This is a genomic window from Streptomyces sp. NPDC052020, assembly GCF_040680575.1.
Taxonomy (GTDB): Bacteria; Actinomycetota; Actinomycetes; order Streptomycetales; family Streptomycetaceae; genus Streptomyces.
On the sequence record NZ_JBFAWY010000035.1, the window covers coordinates 1 to 18,581 of the forward strand.

At 72.8% G+C, this 18,581-nt stretch carries 14 protein-coding genes and 2 pseudogenes; 8 read left to right on the plus strand and 8 right to left on the minus strand.

The annotated features are described in order from the left end of the window. Window positions 1-1,095 (plus strand): annotated as a pseudogene (locus AB0L74_RS27900) (phosphoketolase); the annotation flags it as partial. A gap of 234 nt (window positions 1,096-1,329) precedes the next feature. Here the strand turns inward: AB0L74_RS27900 and AB0L74_RS27905 are convergent. The 5 genes from AB0L74_RS27905 to AB0L74_RS27925 form a co-directional block, all read right to left on the minus strand. Beyond that, window positions 1,330-2,436 carry an SPFH domain-containing protein gene (locus AB0L74_RS27905; RefSeq protein ID WP_365658071.1) on the minus strand — a complete coding sequence of 369 codons (1,107 nt, stop codon included), beginning with the start codon at window positions 2,434-2,436 and terminating at the stop codon, window positions 1,330-1,332. Between the two features lie 31 nt (window positions 2,437-2,467). Continuing rightward, entirely contained in the window at window positions 2,468-2,905 is a 438-nt protein-coding gene (locus tag AB0L74_RS27910; RefSeq protein WP_365658074.1) for an NfeD family protein, read from the minus strand. A gap of 72 nt (window positions 2,906-2,977) precedes the next feature. Continuing rightward, complete coding sequence (locus tag AB0L74_RS27915) at window positions 2,978-3,205, minus strand: hypothetical protein (RefSeq protein ID WP_365658077.1); 228 nt, start codon at window positions 3,203-3,205, stop codon at window positions 2,978-2,980. A gap of 5 nt (window positions 3,206-3,210) precedes the next feature. Then, window positions 3,211-3,804, minus strand: a complete 594-nt coding sequence (locus AB0L74_RS27920) for a DUF5994 family protein (protein ID WP_365658079.1) — start codon at window positions 3,802-3,804, stop codon at window positions 3,211-3,213. Window positions 3,805-4,301: 497 nt separating this feature from the next. Continuing rightward, complete coding sequence (locus tag AB0L74_RS27925; RefSeq protein ID WP_365658082.1) at window positions 4,302-6,227, minus strand: NAD-binding protein; 1,926 nt, start codon at window positions 6,225-6,227, stop codon at window positions 4,302-4,304. Window positions 6,228-6,585: 358 nt separating this feature from the next. Here AB0L74_RS27925 and AB0L74_RS27930 point away from each other — a divergent pair, with 358 nt between their 5' ends. The 3 genes from AB0L74_RS27930 to AB0L74_RS27940 all read left to right on the plus strand — a co-directional run bounded on the left by AB0L74_RS27930 (window position 6,586) and on the right by AB0L74_RS27940 (window position 10,018). Next, on the plus strand, window positions 6,586-7,101 hold the full coding sequence (locus AB0L74_RS27930; protein WP_365658085.1) for a hypothetical protein: 516 nt from the start codon (window positions 6,586-6,588) through the stop codon (window positions 7,099-7,101). Window positions 7,102-7,207: 106 nt separating this feature from the next. Beyond that, window positions 7,208-8,737, plus strand: a complete 1,530-nt coding sequence (locus AB0L74_RS27935) for an SPFH domain-containing protein (protein ID WP_365658088.1) — start codon at window positions 7,208-7,210, stop codon at window positions 8,735-8,737. Window positions 8,738-8,956: 219 nt separating this feature from the next. Beyond that, complete coding sequence (locus tag AB0L74_RS27940) at window positions 8,957-10,018, plus strand: helix-turn-helix domain-containing protein (RefSeq protein WP_365658091.1); 1,062 nt, start codon at window positions 8,957-8,959, stop codon at window positions 10,016-10,018. Between the two features lie 180 nt (window positions 10,019-10,198). Here the strand turns inward: AB0L74_RS27940 and AB0L74_RS27945 are convergent. Then, a pseudogene (locus tag AB0L74_RS27945) lies at window positions 10,199-10,357 on the minus strand (LysR family transcriptional regulator); the annotation flags it as partial. 108 nt (window positions 10,358-10,465) lie between these two features. On the opposite strand from AB0L74_RS27945, the gene AB0L74_RS27950 reads away from it, so the two are divergent. Next, window positions 10,466-11,134: a hypothetical protein gene (locus tag AB0L74_RS27950; protein WP_365658094.1), complete on the plus strand. Its 669-nt coding sequence runs from the start codon at window positions 10,466-10,468 to the stop codon at window positions 11,132-11,134. 416 nt (window positions 11,135-11,550) lie between these two features. On the opposite strand, the gene AB0L74_RS27955 is transcribed toward AB0L74_RS27950, so the two are convergent. Then, window positions 11,551-12,621, minus strand: a complete 1,071-nt coding sequence (locus AB0L74_RS27955; RefSeq protein ID WP_365658097.1) for a ferritin-like protein — start codon at window positions 12,619-12,621, stop codon at window positions 11,551-11,553. 66 nt (window positions 12,622-12,687) lie between these two features. After that, complete coding sequence (locus AB0L74_RS27960) at window positions 12,688-13,410, minus strand: BTAD domain-containing putative transcriptional regulator (RefSeq protein ID WP_365658100.1); 723 nt, start codon at window positions 13,408-13,410, stop codon at window positions 12,688-12,690. 685 nt (window positions 13,411-14,095) lie between these two features. Between AB0L74_RS27960 and AB0L74_RS27965 the strand changes: the two genes are divergently transcribed. From AB0L74_RS27965 to AB0L74_RS27975, 3 genes are all read left to right on the plus strand, one after another. Next, window positions 14,096-14,830 carry a HEAT repeat domain-containing protein gene (locus AB0L74_RS27965; protein ID WP_365658234.1) on the plus strand — a complete coding sequence of 245 codons (735 nt, stop codon included), beginning with the start codon at window positions 14,096-14,098 and terminating at the stop codon, window positions 14,828-14,830. Continuing rightward, a complete protein-coding gene (locus AB0L74_RS27970) occupies window positions 14,824-15,861 on the plus strand; it encodes a MerR family transcriptional regulator (protein ID WP_365658103.1) in 1,038 nt (345 codons plus the stop codon). Before AB0L74_RS27965 ends, AB0L74_RS27970 begins: the two co-directional genes overlap by 7 nt. Before the next feature lie 785 nt (window positions 15,862-16,646). After that, window positions 16,647-18,503 carry a sensor histidine kinase gene (locus tag AB0L74_RS27975; protein WP_365658106.1) on the plus strand — a complete coding sequence of 619 codons (1,857 nt, stop codon included), beginning with the start codon at window positions 16,647-16,649 and terminating at the stop codon, window positions 18,501-18,503. The last annotated feature ends 78 nt before the right edge of the window (window positions 18,504-18,581 follow it).

Below are 18,581 nucleotides of genomic sequence, written 5' to 3' on the forward strand. Positions count from 1 at the left end.
GCCTCCAACAAACTCGACGCCGTCCTCGCTGCCGGCAAGCGGGCCTACGCCTGGCCGGTCGAGCAGTACGCCGAGGACCTCGCCCCAGACGGCCGCATCATGGAGATCCTGTCTGAGCACAACTGCCAGGGCTGGCTTCAGGGTTACCTGCAGACCGGGCGGCACGGCCTGTTCCCCACCTATGAGGCGTTCGCCTCCATTGTCGATAGCATGCTCAACCAGTACGGCAAATGGCTGAAGATGTCCCGCGAGGTGCCGTGGCGGGCTCCGGTCAGCAGCCTGACCTATCTGCTCACCAGCGAGGGCTGGCGCCAAGAGCACAATGGTTACAGCCACCAGGGCCCAGGGTTCATCAACAACCTGCTCACCAAGAAGAACACCGTTACCGGCGTCTACCTCCCACCGGACGCCAACACCCTGCTGGTCACCATGGAACGGCTGCTGGACGAAACCGGCAGGATCAACGTGGTCGTAGCGGGAAAACAGCCCGCGGCCCAGTGGCTGGGACTGGACGACGCCCGCCGCCACTGCGCGGCCGGCGCGTCGGTGTGGCGCTGGGCGTCCACCCACGACGGGGAGGACCCCGAGATCGTCCTCGCCTGTGCGGGCGGCATTCCCACAGTCGAGACGCTGGCTGCGGCCGACATGCTGCGCCGCGACCTGCCGGACGCGCGCATCCGCGTCGTCAACATCGTCGACCTGTGTGCGCTCGCCACGCCGGAGCGACACCCGCACGGTTTGCACGAGGCGGACTTCACCGACCTGTTCGGCCGGCACACACCGGTCGTGCTGAACTTCCACGGCTACCCGTCGGCCGTCCACCAACTGCTGCACGGTCGCCCCGACCCTGGCCGCTTCCACGTTCGCGGCTACATCGAGGAAGGCACCACCACCACGCCGTACGACCTGCTGATCAGCAACGGCACTTCGCGGCACGACTTGGCCGTCACCGCGCTGGGCCATCTGCGAGGGCGCCCGGCAGCCACCGGCGACCTCGCGGAGCGGTACGTCCGCCACCGCGACGAGCTCCGCAGAGAACTGCGCCGCACCGGCGTCGACCCGGCCACGATCACTGACTGGACCTGGCGGCAATGACGCACCCACCGCGCTACCGGGAATAGTCCGGGGCGCCGACGGCTTTCGCGGGCCGGTCTCACCGCTGGCCCCGTCCTTGGCGGGAGCACCAGGGTGGTTCGTCCGTGGGGGGCCCAGGGTCGGTCTCCTCGCCGTGCCACGTACGGGGGCACCAGCGGATACGCCTCGGCACTGCGCCAGCCCCGGGGCACCGGCCTGGGGCTCGAAGCGGAGCGGGACGGCCGTCGGGAGGGCTCAGTCGCCGGACGTCCGCCCCCGGCGCACCTGGGGAGACTTCGCGGCCTCGGCCTCCGCCTTGGCGTCGTTCACCGCGGCGGCGGCCTCCTTCTCGGCCTCTCCGGCAGCCGTGGCGGCGTCGAGGGGAACCGTCGAGCCCGCGTCGAGCTGCGCCATTCGGGGAGCGTCCGGCGTGTCGCCATCGTCGGCGGTGGCGGCTTCCCCGGTCTGCACGGACTCGGCTGGGCCTGCTGCCGAGTCGTCACCGAACGCGCGGGTGACGGTCCGCACCGCCTCGGTCAGCTCGCCCGGGATCACCCAGAACGTGTTGTTGTCGCTGCCTGCCAGGTGCGGGAGTGTCTCCAGGTACTTGTAGGCCAGGACCTTCGGGTCGGCGTTGTTGCGGTGGACGGCCTGGAAGACGAGTTCCACCGCCTTGGACTCGCCGTCCGCCCGCAGGATCATGGCCTGCTGCGTGCCCTGGGCTTCCAGGATGTCCTTCTGTTTCGTGCCTTCCGCGGTGAGGATCTTGGCTTGCCGCTCCCCTTCGGCGTGCAGGATGGCCGCGCGCTTGTCACGCTCGGCCCGCATCTGCTTCTCCATCGCTTCCTTGATGGTGTGCGGTGGATCGATGGCCTTGATCTCGACGCGGTTGACCCGGATGCCCCACTTGCCGGTGGCGTCGTCGAGGACCGCGCGGAGCCGGGAGTTGATCTCCTCACGCGAGGTGAGGGTCTCCTCCAGGTCCATGCTGCCGATGACGTTGCGCAGCGTGGTCACGGTGAGCTGGTCGATCGCCTGGAGGTAGTCGGCGACCTCGTAGGCCGCCGCCCGCGGGTCCGTGATCTGGTAGTAGAGCACGGTGTCGATGTTCACCACGAGGTTGTCCTCGGTGATCACCGGCCTGGGGTCGGACGAGTAGACCTGCTCGCGGACGTCGAGTTTGGTGTTGACGCGGTCCGCCACGGGCAGGACCAGATTCAGGCCGGGCTGCAGCGTCCGGCGGTACCGGCCGAACCGCTCGATGTTGTACCGGCGCGCCTGCGGGACGATCCGCACGGTGGCGGCCACGAGGAAGACGACCACGAGGGCCGCCACGAGGATGGGGATGACAACCGGGTCCACAGCGCCTCCGTTGCTGCCTGTGTTCAGTCGTTCACGGAAGGAGTTCCCGGGGGTGGACGATGGCGGTGGCGCCTTCGATGTCCATGACGTCCACCAGCGCTCCCACCGGGATCACCAGGCTCTCGTCGAGGGCCCGCGCGGACCACTCCTCGCCGGAGAGCTTGACCAGGCCGCGGGTCCCCGTGACCTCCTGCACGACCTCGGCCCGCCTGCCGATCAGCGCGTCACTGCCCTCACGGACGAGGGGCTGTTGTGCCATGTGCCGCAGCGCGACAGGACGGACGACGAGAAGGCCCGCCGCCGCTGCCGCTCCGAGGGCCACGAGCTGGCCGAGGAGACCGATGCCGGCACCGGCGACCACGGCGGCGACCAGCGCGGCACCCGCCAGCAACCCGAAGACCAGCGTCAGCGTGAAGAACTCCGCGGCGCCCAGCGCCGCGGCGGCGAGCAGCCACACGAACCACGGCATCGAATCGCCCTCCTTCAGGGTCCTTCCTCACCGAGCCACATCCCGGAACAGCGGGCAGACGGGCACCCGGGCTCAGCCGGGTGCCTTAGGGGTGCGGTGCCGGAGCCACCGGTGTCCGCCGTGGTGACGGCCGCGGGCCTTGCGCGGAGCCGACGGGGCCGGCCCCTGGACGGGTGCCCCGGAGCGGCCGTAGTGGAAGGCGGTGACGCGGTCGCCGTGCTGCGAGTTGAGGCGGTGGATGAGGAACGCCCCGAGGGCGATCACTGCCAGGATCGCAGCCACGGTCACGAACGTCTCCACGGTCCTCACCTTCCCCTCGGCAGAGTCGGCGTCACGGCGGTCACGGCCGGGAGCCGTGGACGTACGGCCGGATCGGGGGCCTCAGGGCCGCCTTCGGGGTCCCATACCGCCCCGGCCCGGTCGGCCTCGTCCACCGCCCGCAGGCGGGCCGCTTCCTCCGTCAGCCGGCTCGCGGTCGACGTGCCGGGCGGATCGCTCGCGGTGGCCGTCAGCCGGGCGGCCGCGCCGGGGTCCGTTCGCGGCGGGACCACCAGGAGGTTCCAGCGGCCCGTGCGGTACGAGAGGAGCAGCAACTCGTGCGGGTCCCGCGCGGACAGGAACCAGCCCGCCTTCACCACACGCCCGGCGACGGACACCTCGCGCGGTACGACCGGCCAGTGAGTGGGATTGACCGTGACCCGGGTGATCCGCCCCCACCGGGGATCCAGTACGGCAGTCGGGACGGGGAGTTCCGCCGCCAGATCGCGGGAGCGGGGCCACCAGGCGCCGTCCAGCAGTGCGGGCGCGGGGCCGGCGGGAGCAAGCGACAACCGAAGAGAGGACGGGAGGAACCGGTCGCCGGCTTCGGCTGCCGACGGGCGGTGAAAGGTCTCAGTCATGACGCGAGCCCTGCCCCGGGCCGGCCGCGGCCGGCCCGGCATATTCGATCGCCGAAAACGACACCGGCCCGGAAGCCGGTGCACGAAATACCCTCGGTGATTTCAGCCTACTCCCGAAACGGGCCACGCGGACGGCCGTACCGTGCGCCGACGCGCACGGCTGATCACGGTGGGCCCGGGCGCTCCGGATCAAGGCATCCGAGGTCGCGCGCACGGGATGCGCAGGACACGGGCAGGACGCTCACGGCCGGGCTCCAAGCACACATGCTGACCGGCGCGCACGGCATCGGCCGCGGGGTGGGACACCGGCGGACACCGCAACGATGTCACGCACCTTCGGCCGCTGGTCGACGGGCTTCGCCGGTACGGGGCAAGCGGGGCCGGCTCCGTGTACGCCCCGTGAGTCGTATGCCGACGACAAGGTGTGAAGGAGCAGCCCGGCGCATCGCGACGGTCGTTGCCCCGCTGGGTTGGGCGTCAGTGGTTCGTGTCCCCGGTCACGGCTGTCGGCCGAGGAGTTCGGCCAGGCCCTGGCGCGTCGCGGCGAGTACCACTCGGTCTTCGGGCCGCAGGACGTAGCCGGGGTGCAGGTCCCATACGAGTCCGCCGGGACGCTCGACGCCGTGGTTCGCCGGTGTGGCGGCGAGGTCCGGCAGCCGTTCGTCCGGTTCAGCCGTGTCCAGCGCCAGAACGCGCCACTTGCCCGGGCGGAAGGACTCGGCGATGGTGCGCCCATCCAGCTGCCGGTGCCCGGCGATATTGAGGGCGGCGAAAAGCAGCACGCGGCGTTCGACGGGTATGGCGCCGAGAACCTGGCGGCCCATCATGGCTCCGGCGAAGGCGGGCGCCGAGAGGCTGGAGACGCTGCGACTGCGGGTGAGGGCGCGTGGGTGGGCGGCGCGCAGGGTTCGGTAGACGGCGGTGGCGAAGGCGTCATCGTACAGGCGCAGGGCCACCCGCAGGTCCGGTCTGACGGAGCGCGCGTAGAGGGCGGCTTCCAGGTTGGTGATGTCGTGGCTGGTGAGGGCCAGCAGGGAGTGCGCGCGGTGGATCTTGGCGGCCTCCAGTACGCCCTCCTGGGTGGCGTCCCCGAGGACGGTCGGGACGCGCAGGCGGCGGGCGAGCGGAATGCCTCGTGCTTCCGGGTCCTCTTCCAGGCACACGACGGGGATATCGAGTTCTCGGAGCCGGGCCAGTACCCGGGTGCCGACCTTGCCGAGGCCGAGCAGGACGACGTGGCCGGACAGGCCGCGGGGCGGCCGGCGCAACGCGGAGGCGGTGCGGAACGTACCGAGTGCCTCCAGGACGGCCGCCAGCAGAACGGGCAGGAGCAGCAGGCCGGCCAGGCCGGCGAGGAGTTGGAGCACCTGCCGTGCGGTGGGCTCGTCGAGCGCCGGGTCGCCGATCGCGAAGAGGTCGAGCAGGGTGAGGTAGGCGGCGTGCAGCGGGTGCTCGCCGGTGGTCAGCCAGGTCGCGACGGCCACGCCCAGGACGCAAGCCAGGAGACCGGCCAGCGACCAGCGCAGCCGGCGTGAGAACAGGGAGCCCAGCGGCAGTCCGCGCCGCGCCAGGCGTCGTGGTGCGATACCGGAGGCGGTGTGCGTGACGGTTTCGAGGACCACGGTGCCGCGCCCGGTGGCGGCGGTGACCGTGTCGTCGTCCGGGAGCAGAATCGGTGCCTCCCGGCCGCTGGCGTCCGAACCTTCGGCTCCCGCCGGGTCGTTGGTGGTAGACGACAGCACGGCGAGGGTGCACAGGCCGGGAGCGGCGATCCGGCCGTGGCCGGGCGGAGTGCGTTCCACGGCACGAAGCAGCAGTCCGCCGGCCTGGACGACCTTGCTGGTGCCCGCCACGGCGGTGGCGGCGAGGGCGGGTGCCGCGGTGTCCGCGTCGGACAGGACGGTGGTGGAGGTGTCCAGGACTTCCGGATCGAGGCCGGGGACGGCCAGGGCGGCGGCTTGGTCGAGTAGCTCTTCCAGGTGCTGTCCGAGCTTGCGGTTGTAGAGCCGGATGACCAGGCGCAGCCGGGGGTTGAGGCGGCGGGCGGCCAGCGCGGCGTGGATGTTGGTCTCGTCGTCGTCATGCACGAGCGCCAGGGCGGCGGCCTCGCGCACGCCCATCTCGGACAGGGCGGCCTCGTCGAGTACGACGGCGTCAAGGACGCGGACCGTGCCGGGAGCCCTGGTGCCGGCCGGGCCCTCGGTGCGGTTCATGGCGGCCTGTATCCAGCCGTGCAGCGCGGCGGTGAGGGCCCCTCCGGTGGTGGCGTCGGGCCGCCGGGAAGGCGGTACGACGAGAGTGACCTGCTCCCGGTAGACCGTGGCGAGCTCGGCGGCCAGTCGCTCGGCGAGCGCGTCGTCCCCGCACACGATCATGTGCCCCGGACCCGGCACGCCACGCGCGGGCTGAGGGAAGGTGATCATGCTGTACGGCACCCCCGGATCAGGCGGGGGAGTATCCGCGCTGAGGCGTGCGCTCCCCCCAGGACCATTCTGAAGACCGTCATGAGCACCACGTCGGGACCCCCGTTCGGCGAAGCTCTCCGCCTTCTTCCGTCAAGATCGCCGACCAGACTTCCCGGCACACCGCTGGGGACGGTACAGGTTCCTGGCCCGGTGTCACAGAGCACCGGCAGGGACCTCGGCCGCCGGCCGCCCGAGTGTGCGGGGTGCGGCATTAAAACCGCGTAAAGATTGCCGGGATCGGGCAATGTCCCTCCCGGCGTCCACGTGTGACGATGCGTCCACCAGCGGGGGAGGGCAAGGAGAGGGGTGTGCGCGGATGGCCTGGTTTCTGGGGCTCGGCATTGCGGGAGTCGTCCTCCTTGCCCTGTCGCTCGTTCTCGACGGCGTGCTGGAGGGGCTGCTCGACGGGATCCCGGTCGTGGGCGGCGTGCTGGACGGGTTGCTGTCGCTGCCGGTGATCGCCGGGTTCCTGTCCATGCTCGGTCTCTCCGGGGCGATCGTCCTGGGGACGACCGGGCTGGGCGCGGCGGGGGCCACCGTGGCCGGGGTGCCGGCCGGTGTCCTCACCGGCTGGTTCGCCTACCGCTTCAGCCGGGCTCTGATGCGTGATTCCTCTGGAGCCGCTCCGTGTGACGCCGACCTGATCGGCGTGTCCGCCCTGGTGGTGACCGCCATCCCGGCCGACGGCTACGGCGAGGTGCTGGTGCGCCGGGCCGGGCAGCCGGTGAAGCTCGCGGCGAAGAGCCCGTTCGCCGTGGCCCGGGGAGCCGAGGTCTGGGTCGAGCAGGCGTTGTCGCAGTCGGCGGTGTCCGTCCGCCCCGTCGAACGCTGACCCCGAAGCCACCGGCTTGCTTCCGGCACCACTTCCGTGGTGCCGGTTCACCCACACATATCCTTCGTCGACTGCCGTCCTGAGGGAGGGCTGAGGGGACAACATCATGAGTTCTGTCGTCATCGCGGTGGGAGGAGTCGTCGTACTCCTCGTGCTGATCGCGCTGGTCGTCGTCAGCCGGTACAAGGTGGCCGGTCCCAGTGAGGCGTTCATCGTCACCGGTCGGCGTGGGAAGAAGGCCACCGACCCGGAGACCGGCCGGGTCTTCACCGACAACAGCGGGCAGAAGGTCGTGGTCGGCGGCGGTGTGTTCGTCGTGCCGTTCGTGCAGCAGAAGTTCACCCTCGACCTGTCCTCCCGGCACATCCCGGTCGCGGTGCGCGGCGCGGTCACCCTGCGGGGGGTGAAGGCCAACCTGGAGGGCGTCGCCATCGTCAAGGTAGGCGGCACCGAGGACGCCATCCGGGCCGCCGCCCAGCGGTTTCTCATGCAGCAGGACGGCATCGTCGGCTTCACCCAGGAGGTGCTCTCCGGCGCACTCAGGGCGATCGTGGGCAGGATGGCGGTGGAGGACATCATCCGTGACCGGGCCGCGTTCGCCGGGCAGGTCGCCGAGGAGGCCGAGGCCAGCCTGTCAGGGCAGGGCCTGGTGCTGGACGCCTTCCAGATCCAGGACATCACCACCGAGGGCTCCTACCTGGAGGACCTCGGCCGTCCGGAAGCCGCCCGCGCCAAGCAGGAGGCCGACATCGCGGAGGCGGAGGCTCGGCGGGCCGCCGAGCAGGCACGGCTGAAGGCCGAGGAGGAGATCGCGGTCGCCCAGCGGACCCTCTACCTGAGGCAGGCCGAGATCAAGGCCGAGACCGACCAGGCAGCCGCCCGCGCCAACGCCGCCGGTCCGCTGGCCGAGGCCGCCCGGCAGCAGGAGATCCTCACCGAGCAGGAAAAGGTCGCCGAGCGGCAGGCCGCGCTGACCGACCGCCAGCTCGACACCCAGGTGCGCAAGCCGGCCGACGCCCAGCGGTACGCCGCCGAGCAGGAGGCCGAGGCCAAGCGGGTCGCCCGGGTCAAGCAGGCCGAGGCCGAGCGGCTGGCGGAGATCGCCGCCGCGCAGGCGGAGGCCGAGCGGTCCCGGCTCACGGGTGAGGGCGAGAAGCAGCGCAGGTCCGCGCTGGCCGAGGCGGAGGCCGTCGAGGGACTGAAGCAGGGCGAGGCCGAGCGGTCCCGGCGTGCGGCCATCGCGGAGGCGGTCAGGCTGGAGGGCGACGCGGAGGCCGCCGCGATCAGCGCCAGGGGCACGGCCGAGGCCGAGGCGATGCGGAAGAAGGCCGACGCGTTCGCCCAGTACGGCGACGCGGCCGTGTTGCAGATGCTCGTCGAGGTTCTGCCGCAGGTCGTCGCCAAGGCGTCCGAACCGCTCAGCGCCGTCGACAAGATGACCGTCATCTCCACCGACGGGGCGAGCCGGCTGTCGCGCGCCGTCGCCGACAACGTCGCCCAGGGTATGGAACTCCTCGGCTCCACCACCGGAGTCGACCTCGCCGAGTTGCTGAGGGGCGTCACCCGGCGCAACGGTGACGTCCAACCCGCGGACACGTCGGCCGCCGAGGCCAACGGAAAGATCCAGATCGGCTGAGGGCAGGCAGTCGGCACCAGGGGCCCGCGCGGCATCGAGCCGCGCGGGCCCGCCCCGGGACCGGTGCCGCAGACGGCGCCGCCCTTCCCGGCAGCCGGTGAGGCAGGCCGTCAGCGGGCGGAATCCGATGAGGTGCGAAGCGGGCCGGGCCGGCCATCTGTCACCCTGTTCCGCTGTGCCCGGGAAACGTCGGCGGAACATCACCATCGAGGAGGACGCGTGACGCGGTCGGCCATATCCGACGAATACCTGGAGGGCTACGCCGACATCCTGGCCGGCGTCTGTGCCACGGGCCGCCGCCTCACCCGCAACGAGCTGGAGTCCCTGCGCGCCCGGGGAGAACGCGCCGCGGAAGCCGGGCTGGGACTGCGTCATCTCGTCCGTCGGCATCTGGCCGCGGCCCGCGAGCTCGCGCCTGCCCTGTCGCCCGCAGGGGCCGACCGTGTGCTCGCCGCCGTCGAGCAGGCGGTGGACGCCTTCGCCGAAGGATACGAACGGTCCCAGAAACTCGCCGTACGACAGGAAGAGGCCGCGCGGCGGGAGTTCATCGACGACCTGCTCTACGGCCGCAGCGACCTGGGACGCCTGGCCGAGCGCGCCGAACGCTTCGGCCTGCTCTTCTCCCGCGCCCACGCGGTCGCCGTCGCCCACGGCGCCACCCCGGTCGACGACACCCACCCGGCAACCCGCCAGGTGGAGAGCGCCCTGGTCGCCCGCTTCGGCGAGCGCCGCATACTGCTCACCACCAAGGACGGCCGTCTGGTCTGCATCGCACCCGGTGACCAGGGCGACGTGCTCGCGTTCTTCGCCAAGCAGGCGCACGCGGCAACCGACGGCGGCCGCGTCGCCCTCGGCCGCGCCCATCCCGGCGCCGGCGGGGTCGTCCACTCCTACGAGGAGGCCCTGAACGCCCTCGACCTGGCGGACCGCCTGGAGCTGGAGGAACCCGTGCTGCACTCCGCGGACCTGCTCGTCTACCCGGTCCTCACCCGCGACCGGCAGGCCATGGCCGACCTCGTACGCAGCGCCCTGGGCCCGCTCCAGGCCGCACGCGGTGGAGCCCAGCCCCTCCTCGACACCCTCACCACCTACTTCGACTCCGGATGCATCGCAGCCGAGGCGGCACGCCGCCTGCGCCTGAGCGTGCGCGCCCTGACCTACCGCCTGGAACGCATCCACAAACTCACCGGCAACAACCCGGCCGACCCCGTCCACCGCTACACCCTGCAGACCGCGGTGATCGGGGCCCGCCTGCTGGGCTGGCCCGGCAACGACGTCTGACCCGGGAGAGCCGTCCCCCGCCGGACCCGATGGTGGGATCAGCTCGGGTACGGCCGAGCCGACGAAGCCCAGGGACAGCTCGCCCAGATCGCCGCGGCCCGTCTGCCTCGCGGTCAGCCGCGCTCTCTCGACATGGTGGAGGGCACGGCGCGCCTCGGTGACGAAGCCTTCGCCCGCCGCCGTGATGCTGACCTCACGGGTGGTGCGGTCGAACAGTGTGACGCCTAACTCGTCCTCGAGCTTTCGTACGTGCTGGCTGAGGGTCGGCTGCTGGAGGCCCAGACGGCGGGCCGTGCGGCCGAAGTGGAGCTCCTCCGCCAGTACCACGACGCAGCGCATCTGTTCAAGATCACAGAGACTGAATCCGACGAACAATCAACGGTGCGGATCGGTCCGCCAACGACACTGTGCCGCATGCGACTTCGATCCTCCGTTTCCGCTTCGGCCATGACCGTTGCCGGACTCGCCCTCGCCCTGGTGCCGGCCGGGCCGGCGATCGCGCACCACGGCTGGGAGCACTGCGACACGACCGCGGCCTACTACGCATCCGGCACCGTGACGGGCGTGCGGTGGGGCAATCCGCACCCCGAGGTGACGCTGCGCGTCGAGGAGAAGCGGGTGCCGGACGGCTGGGCCGACCGTGAGATCCCCTCGGACCTGGAGGACATCGGCGGGCGCCAGGTGATGGAGGCGACCCGCTCCTACTCCGGGACCAGTGACGAACTGACCCTGTTCCTCGCCCCCGTCGAGCGGCTGTCGGCCTGGGGAATGGAAGGCGAGGTGGAGGAGGGGGAGAAGCTGGAGGTCGTCGGATACCTGGACCGGGAGCACGATGACGAGCCGCGCCCCGAGCTGATCGTCCTGGAAGACGGGCAGGCGGTGCGCCAGCGGTCCGTGCCCCTGCCGGTGGCTCCCGGGACCGGCGCGCCCGAGGAGGGTGGCGCGGCGGCGCCGGAGGAGCAGCCGGGGGCGGACGACGAGGCTGCGGCGCGCACCGCGGCGTCCGGATCCGAGGACTCCTCCGACGCGATCGTCTGGCTGGTGACCGGCGGTGCCGTTCTGCTCCTCTTCGCCGGCGGCGGGTGCTACGTGGCGCGTCGCGGCAACAGGGCCTGATCACGTGAACGACTTCTTCTTCTGGCTGGAACGGTCCGCCCCGGGCGAGGTGGTCCGCACGACGCCCCTGGTCTACTCGTCGCTGGAGAGCGCGCACATCCTCGGCGTCGCACTGCTCGTCGGCCCAGCCCACGCCTTCGACCTGCGGCTGCTCGGGGTCGGCCGGCGGATGCTGTGGGGGCCGTTCATCGGACTGTCGCCGTTCCCCGCCCGCGGACCGCAGAGGGCTCCCGCCGGGCGGATGGGGGGTCGGTACGCGGTCCGACGCTCATCCCGGTCTCGGCGCGGGGCGCGGTCACGGCCTCCCGGGGCACCGAAGGGATGCCGTATTCCACCGGGACGGCGGGGACGCCCGGCGTGCGCGGGTGCGGAGGGTCCGCGGGATGCGCGTCGGGCGCCGGACAGGCACGAATCCGTCAGGGAGCCGTGTAGCGGAACTCCGGCCCGTAGGTCTTGCCGCTGCCGTCGGGGAGCGCGCGGCCCATCAGTTGCCGGGCGGGACCCCGCAGGGAGAACATCCGCACCACCGCGTCGTCCAGCAGCCGCTCCGCCTCGGCAGGGAGATCCTGCCGCCATGCTCGTTCCAGCGAGCGCAGCACCGTGCTGTAGACGTGGTTGAACTCGTCAAGGAGTTTCCTCGTCTCATGGTCGGGGGCGGAAGGCCCCGTCCGGGGCCAGCCGCCCCGGGGCACGGTCCCCATGGGCAGGACCTCAGGCATCGGGAGCGTCGCTCCCGTGAACTCCCACTCTCCCGTATCGGGGTTCTTCCTCAGTTTGCGTTGGTGGTAGATCTCCCGGAAGGCGTAGTAATGGGCGAGCTCTCCCCGCGCCCCCGGGTGCGGGTTCTCGGGTGACGCCGAGGTGCCCTCGCCCTGCTCCCTGATCACGTCGATCGCCGACTCGACGGCGCTGAGCGTGGTGAGGGCCACGAGGTCGTTCCCCTCACCGTGAGCGGGCATCTCCCTGATGAGCTGCCGGGCACCGGTGATCCGCTCCGGGTGCGCGCGGAACGCTTCCAGGAGCGCGGTGTAGAAGGCCCCGATCGACGTGTGCGCCGCCGCGGGTCCCGCCACCGGGTGTTCCGGCTCCTCGATGCGGGAGTACATGTCCGCGGCCTCCGGTGTCAGCCCGCTGAGGAAGACCGAGAGGTCGGGCCGCACCCCTCCCGGCAGTGGACCCGGGTACGTCGGCACCACCCTCTCGTCGGCGAGCACGGGAGTCCCGCCGATCGTGGTGAGCAGGTTGCACGCCAGACCGAGGTGCGACATCTCGTCGAAGACGATCGCGTGCAGAGTGTCGAAGACGGAGCCGCCCGCGCTCGCGCCGTCGATCGACCACATGCCGCACAGATACGGGGGAAGCGTGGCGAGTTCCAGCAGGATCGCCTGCTGCGCCGCGTCCCGCGTCCAGTCGGCGTCACGCCGCTCCGCTGGTTGCTCCATCAGCTCGACGATCCGGTTGCTCCGGGCATACACAGGCGCGTTCACCACCGGTCTCCCTTCCGGACGAGTACCGCCCGTCTTCGAGGGTCGGACCGGTCCGTCACCCCGCCGTCATCGCGGTGCCTCGGCGATCATCCGCGTGAACCGCACGGACGGTTCGACACCGAGCTCGGCGCGCACCAGGTGCCGGAAGGCGTGATAATGCCGGAGGGCCTCGTTCAGGTTTCCCTCGGCGAGATGAGCGGAGACCGCCGCCCGGTGGGCACTCTCGCGCAGTGGCTCGATGCGGATGCTCGCCAGTGCCGCCTCCAGGGCGAGGGCGGGCAGCCCCTGCCGCGCCAGCCGCTCGGAGAGCAGGTCGAGGGCGTGCAGGCGCAGCTGGCGCAGCCATTCCCGTTCCGGGACGACCCAGTCGTCGTCCCAGCCGGGGAGGAGATCCCCGCGGTTCATGAGTCCGAGCAGCGACCGGTCGTTGTCGAAGCGCTCGCGAGCGTGCAGGACGTCCAGCGCGGATTCCGCGAGGGCGTGGGCGTCCACCCGCACACTGTCGGCGATGGCGATCGTCTCCGGGGTGCACTGGACCAACGCGTGATCGTTCCGCGGCAGTTTCCACAGGGCCGTGCGGAGGCTCCCGCGCGCGTGTGCCTCGGTCGCGTCCGGCCAGAGGGTTCCCGCGACCACGGAGCGGGCGGCCCGTCGCCGGAGGCCGACGAGGGCCAGGAGCCGTTGTGCGTTTCCACAGACCTCGACGTGCTCGCCGTGGAACTCCAGGCGGAACTGACCGAGCAGTTGTAGGTGGGCGAGCGGAGGCGGGAGGGAGGAAGAGGGATTCATCTGCTGTCCTGCCGGGGCGTTCCCGAGACCGGGATGTCGCTCCTCACTGCCATCACCCATCGTAGAGCGCAGGACGGCCGGCGGCGCGCCGCCGCGACCGGACGGCATGCCGATCCGTGCCTCGATGAAGGCCCGCTCGGCAGCGGCACCCCGGGGAGCCTAGCGGGTCGCGGGCGCACTCCTCGCGTCGGTCGGTGGGCGGCCCCGGAGGGCGCTCGGCGTCCGGTGGAATGCGGAGGTGAGGTCCGGACATACGGTCGGGTCTCCTGGAGCGCGGGGGGAGTCCGCGGTCGGGTCTCCTGGAGTGCGGGGGGAGTCCGCCGGCTCGCCGGGCATCTCCTGCCCGACGACGCGGGGCGGAGCGGCGGTGCCGGGAAAGGTGCTGCTCATGAGGGTTCACCTGCTCTGCGGGGCGCACCGACGTGGAGGAGGATGGATCGATGGGACGTCGACCTTCCCGCCCCGGTGGGACACGCATCGCCCCGCTTCACGACGGTAGGGGGCATCTGTCACAGGGGGCGTCTGTCACCCCACCGTCATCGCCGTGCCGACCGACCCGCGGCCGGCCGCCGCCGTCGGTGCGCCCAGGCGGAGCCCATGACCTGCGCATTTCCCGATTCGCCGGTCATGGGCTTGACCTTGTCACAGTGACAGGGTTTCCACTTGGGCCCAGGAGGTGGTCCCCATCGACACGACCAACGCAGCCCCGCAGGACACCCGCGTGGCCGACGCCCTGCGCGCCAAGGAACCCTCGGTCCGGCTCCAGGCGGCTCTGGCGGCCGGCTCGAACGCCGACCCCGCGTTCTTGGAGACACTCGTCGAGCGGTGCGCGGTCGAGCCGGACTTCTACGTACGAGACATGCTGTCCTGGGCGCTGACCCGCCTCCCGCCGGAGATCACTCTGCCCCGGATCCGCCAGGAGCTCGGCTCCGCGCGCGGCCAGGCCCGCAGCCAGGCGCTGCACACCCTCTCCAAGATCGGCGACAAGAGCGCCTGGGCCTGGCTCACCCGCGACATGCTGCGAGACCCCGACGACGATGTCGCGCGGACCGCGTGGCGCGTCGCGGTCGTCCTCGTGCCCGAGGCGGAGAAGAAGGACCTGGTCGACGATCTGGTTCCGCAGCTCGGCCGGGGTGACCGCGACGTGCGGCTGAGCCTGAGCCGCGCCTTGGCCGGCCTCGGCGGCGTGATCAAGCCCGCCCTGGAGAGAGCCGCGGAGAGTCCCGACCCGGAGGTGGCCGCGCACGCCCGGGCCACCGAGCTGCTCCGGCAGCACCCGGAGACCGGTTTCGACGCGGCCGTCGAAGAGGCGAAGCGCGTGGTCACACTCGGCCCGGAACGAGTCGCCGCTGCCGCCGCAGCGGCCGCGTCGGCGCGGACCGCCAAGGCCGCGGAGGAATCGGAGGCCGCGGATTGCTGATCGGCGAGGTGGCCCGCCACTCCGGGGTGAGCACCCGGATGCTCCGGCACTATGACGCCCTGGGGCTGGTGCGGCCGACGGGCCGCACCGCGGGCGGTTACCGCGAGTACTCCGCCGACGACGTCCGCAGGATCTTCCATGTGGAGAGCCTGCGGTCGCTCGGGCTCTCGCTCCAGCAGATCGGACGCGCGCTGGAGGACCCGGCCTTCACGCCGTCCGCCTTGGTCGGCGACCTCATCCGGTGGACGGAGGACCGCCTGGCGCGGGAACAGGAGCTGCTTGAGCGGCTCCGCGCGATCGACGCGTCGGCGCCCGGCGACTGGCAGGACGTCCTGCGCACCGTCGAACTCATGCGGGAACTCGACTCGACCAGCGCCGCGCGCAGGCAGCAGGCCGTCCTGGCACGCCCGGAGGGCGAGTCGGTTCCCGCCGAGCTGCTGGCCGGGGCGGTCCTGGCCGAATCCGACCCACACGTCGCGGGCGCCCTGCGCTGGGCACTCGCCCGGTCGGGCGGCGACGGCGTGGCGGCACTGGCCGCCGGCCTGCGCTCGGAGGACGCCGGCATCCGGCGCCGCGCGGTGCTGGCGATCGCCGAGATGCCCGAGGCTCCGGGGGCGGTCGCGGTGCTCGGGGACGCCCTCGGGGACCCGGACCCGACGGTGCGCGGGCACGCCGCTCTGGCTCTGGGCAGGCAGGGCGTGGCCGCGGCCGTGCCCACACTCGTCGGCATGGTGGTCGAGGGCTCCCACGACGTGGACGCGGCGGAGGTTCTGGGCACGCTGTCCCAGGACCCCGAGCGCGCGGACCGGATCACGACCGCCCTGGCCGGCGAACTCGCCGCGCCCACCGCGGACTCCGCGACGCGGATCCGCCTCATCCAGGCGCTGGTCGAGCTCGCGGGAACCTCCGGACCGGAGATCCTGCGCCGACTCGCCCATGACGACGACCGCGTCGTCGCCCTCGTCGCCTCGGCCCTCCTCCGAGTCCTCGAAGAGCGGTCCCGCACGAACCGAGCGGACGAGGACTCCTGAACGCGCCCGCCCGGCCAGGGCACCCGGCCTGCGGGGAGACGGCCCCCTCCGTCTCCCCGCAGGCCCCGCCGCGGACCTCCCCCGGGCCGCCCGCGGCTGGTCCCCGCCCGGCATCACCCGCCCGGGATCAGATCGCGCAGCTCGCCTTACGGCTGTAAAGCGTGCGTAGCGCACAGTCCGTTGGTGCCGTGCGGCAGCCTTCGCGCTCCGCCACCGCCGTGTGCCGCGGTCCGGGGTGCGCTGCCGGAAGGAGACGTTAGGCGGGGCCCGCCGCGCGCACCTCGGGGCAGACCCTGAGACGCGCGGGGAGCCGCCCCGGGCCGTACCCGCCCCGGGGCGAGCCGACCGCCGTGCGGACCACCTCGTTCGAGGAGGCGCGCCCGAGGAGGCGCGCCCGAGGAGACGCCCGTCGACGGCACAGCCGCGCCCGGGGCCTTCCTCGGCCACCGCGCCGGCACCCCACGCGCCGCGGTGGGCCTTCGCGGTCACGGCACCGGGCGGCCGGGGACCGAGAACGGGGCGGGCGGCGGTCCGGCCCGTGCGGTGGTCACCGAGAACGGGGCGGGCGGCGGTCCGGCCCGTGCGGTGGTCACCGAGAACGGGGCCGGGCGGTCGGCCCGCGCTGTGGTCACCGAACCCGTCGTTCTGCGAACATGGCCTCGGTCTCACCCGGGAGTTCCACCGGTGGGGGCGCGCGCCGCCCGGCCCTCGGGCGACTCACCGGCGGTCCGCGAACGGCCGGCCAACCGCCCCGGCGCGCACGGCAGGAAGACGTGGGGGAGGCCATGGAACGTACGGCCGCGGCGTCTTCGCCCGGCACGCGCCACGCCTCGCGGCCTCCGGGCCGTACCCTCCTGCTTCTCGCGTGGACGATCGCCGCGCTCGCCGCCGGGGTGTGCGGCGCCTGGGGGTACGCGCGGGCCGGCGGCGGCCCCGGTGAGGTCGCCCGCGATGTGCTGGTGGGCTGGACGTACGCGGCGGCCGGGCTGGTCGGGTGGTGGCGCCGCCCCGCGAACGGCACCGGCCGGCTGATGCTCGCGGAAGGGCTGACCTGGTTCGCCGGCAACCTGCAAGGTTTCGGCCAGCCCCTGCTCGTCGGGCTCGGCGCCTGGGGCGAGGCCCTCAACCTCGCCGTCCTCGGCCATCTGCTGCTCGCCTTCCCCGAGGGCAGGGTGACCGCCCGTCGTGAACGGTTCGTGGCCGGTGCCGGGTACGCCCTGGTGCTGGTGGGAGGGCTGGTGCGGGCGATGTTGTACGACCCGGCCGGCGCGAGCGCCGCGGACAGCACCTACCTGCTGTGCGACGGCTGCCGCCGCAACGCCCTGCTCGTCGTCCGCGACCCCGGGCTCTTCACCGCCGTGGACCTGTGCTACCGCTGGGCGGGCGCCCTGCTCACGCTCTGTATCGTCGTACTGCTGGCCGCCCGGTGGCGGCTGAGCAGTCCCGCCTACCGCCGTCTGCTGCTCCCCTCCGGCGTGCCGCTCGCCCTCGTCGCGGCCTTCGTCGGCTGGGAAGTCGTCCATCTGCTCGCGCCCGGTCTCCTCCGGGGCACCGAGCTGCTGCCGGTCCTGCTGTCGGACGCGGCGCAGGCGGCCGTCCCGGTGGCCTTCCTTGCGGGCCTGCTGCGCACCCGTCTGCGCCGCGCGGTCGTCGGCAACCTCGTGATCGCTGCCGGTCCCGCCCCCACCGCGCACCGCCTCCAGGCCGTCCTGCGGGAGGTGCTGGGCGACCCGGTCCTGCGGCTCGGTCTGCCCTCCGGCCGGGCGGGCCCCCCTTACGTCGATCCCGACGGCCGGCCGCTGCGCGTCCCAGCCCGCGCGGGCGGCGCGGGGACCGACGGCACGGCCCGCGCGGGCGCCTCCTCCGATGTGGCGGTGACGGCCGTGGGACCGGCGACCGCCCCGGCGGCCGTCCTGGTGCACGACCGCGCTCTGTGCGACGATCCCGGCCTCATGGCCTCGGTGGCCGCGTCGGTCGCCCTGTGCCTGCACAACACCCGGCTCGTACGGGACGCCGGCCGCAGCACCGCCCGGACCCGCGCCCTCCAGGCCCGCCTGCTGCGCGCCGCGGACGAGGAGCGCCGCCGCCTGGAACGGATGCTCCACGACGGTGCCCAGGCCCGCCTGGTGTTCGCCCTGATGACGCTGAGCCGTGCGGCCGGCCGGCCCGGGGGCGAGCCGCTGCTGCGGGCGGCCGTCGTCGAGGCCGAGCGCACGCTGCGTACGGCCCTCGCGGAGCTCCGGGACCTGGCCCACGGTCTGCACCCGGCCGTCCTCACCCGCGGCGGCCTGGGGCCGGCCGTCGACGCCCTGGCCGAGCAGGCGTCCGTACCGGTCGTGGTGATGGCCGAACCCGGCCGGCTGCCGGCGCTCGCCGAGACCACGGCGTACTACGTGATCTGCGAAGCCCTGACCAACGCCGCCAAGCACGCGCGGGCGCGCGCCGTCACCGTGGAGACCCGCAGACAGGGTGACCGGCTGGTCGTCCTGGTCACCGACGACGGCGTGGGCGGTGCCGGCCTGCCGGCCGGGAGCGGTCTGCGCAAACTGGCCGACCGGGTGGCGGCGATGGGCGGCGTTCTGCGGGTCGACTCGCCGGCGGGCGGGGGCACCCGGGTCCGCGCGGAGCTGCCGTGCGGGTGAGCGGCGGCGTCTCCGGCGGGCCGGCCGGGAGGGAACGCGGCGTGCCGTACCCGGCCGCGCGCTGTGTCCGAGGGAACC

Bases quoted from the DNA above. Each gene is read 5' to 3' on its own strand.
- AB0L74_RS27950 (WP_365658094.1), top strand. From the start codon at position 10,466: ATGACCGTTGCCGGACTCGCCCTCGCCCTGGTGCCGGCCGGGCCGGCG.
- AB0L74_RS27935 (WP_365658088.1), top strand. From the start codon at position 7,208: ATGAGTTCTGTCGTCATCGCGGTGGGAGGAGTCGTCGTACTCCTCGTG.
- AB0L74_RS27975 (WP_365658106.1), top strand. From the start codon at position 16,647: ATGGAACGTACGGCCGCGGCGTCTTCGCCCGGCACGCGCCACGCCTCG.
- AB0L74_RS27920 (WP_365658079.1), bottom strand. From the start codon at position 3,804: ATGACTGAGACCTTTCACCGCCCGTCGGCAGCCGAAGCCGGCGACCGG.
- AB0L74_RS27925 (WP_365658082.1), bottom strand. From the start codon at position 6,227: ATGATCACCTTCCCTCAGCCCGCGCGTGGCGTGCCGGGTCCGGGGCAC.
- AB0L74_RS27960 (WP_365658100.1), bottom strand. From the start codon at position 13,410: ATGAATCCCTCTTCCTCCCTCCCGCCTCCGCTCGCCCACCTACAACTG.
- AB0L74_RS27910 (WP_365658074.1), bottom strand. From the start codon at position 2,905: ATGCCGTGGTTCGTGTGGCTGCTCGCCGCCGCGGCGCTGGGCGCCGCG.
- AB0L74_RS27930 (WP_365658085.1), top strand. From the start codon at position 6,586: ATGGCCTGGTTTCTGGGGCTCGGCATTGCGGGAGTCGTCCTCCTTGCC.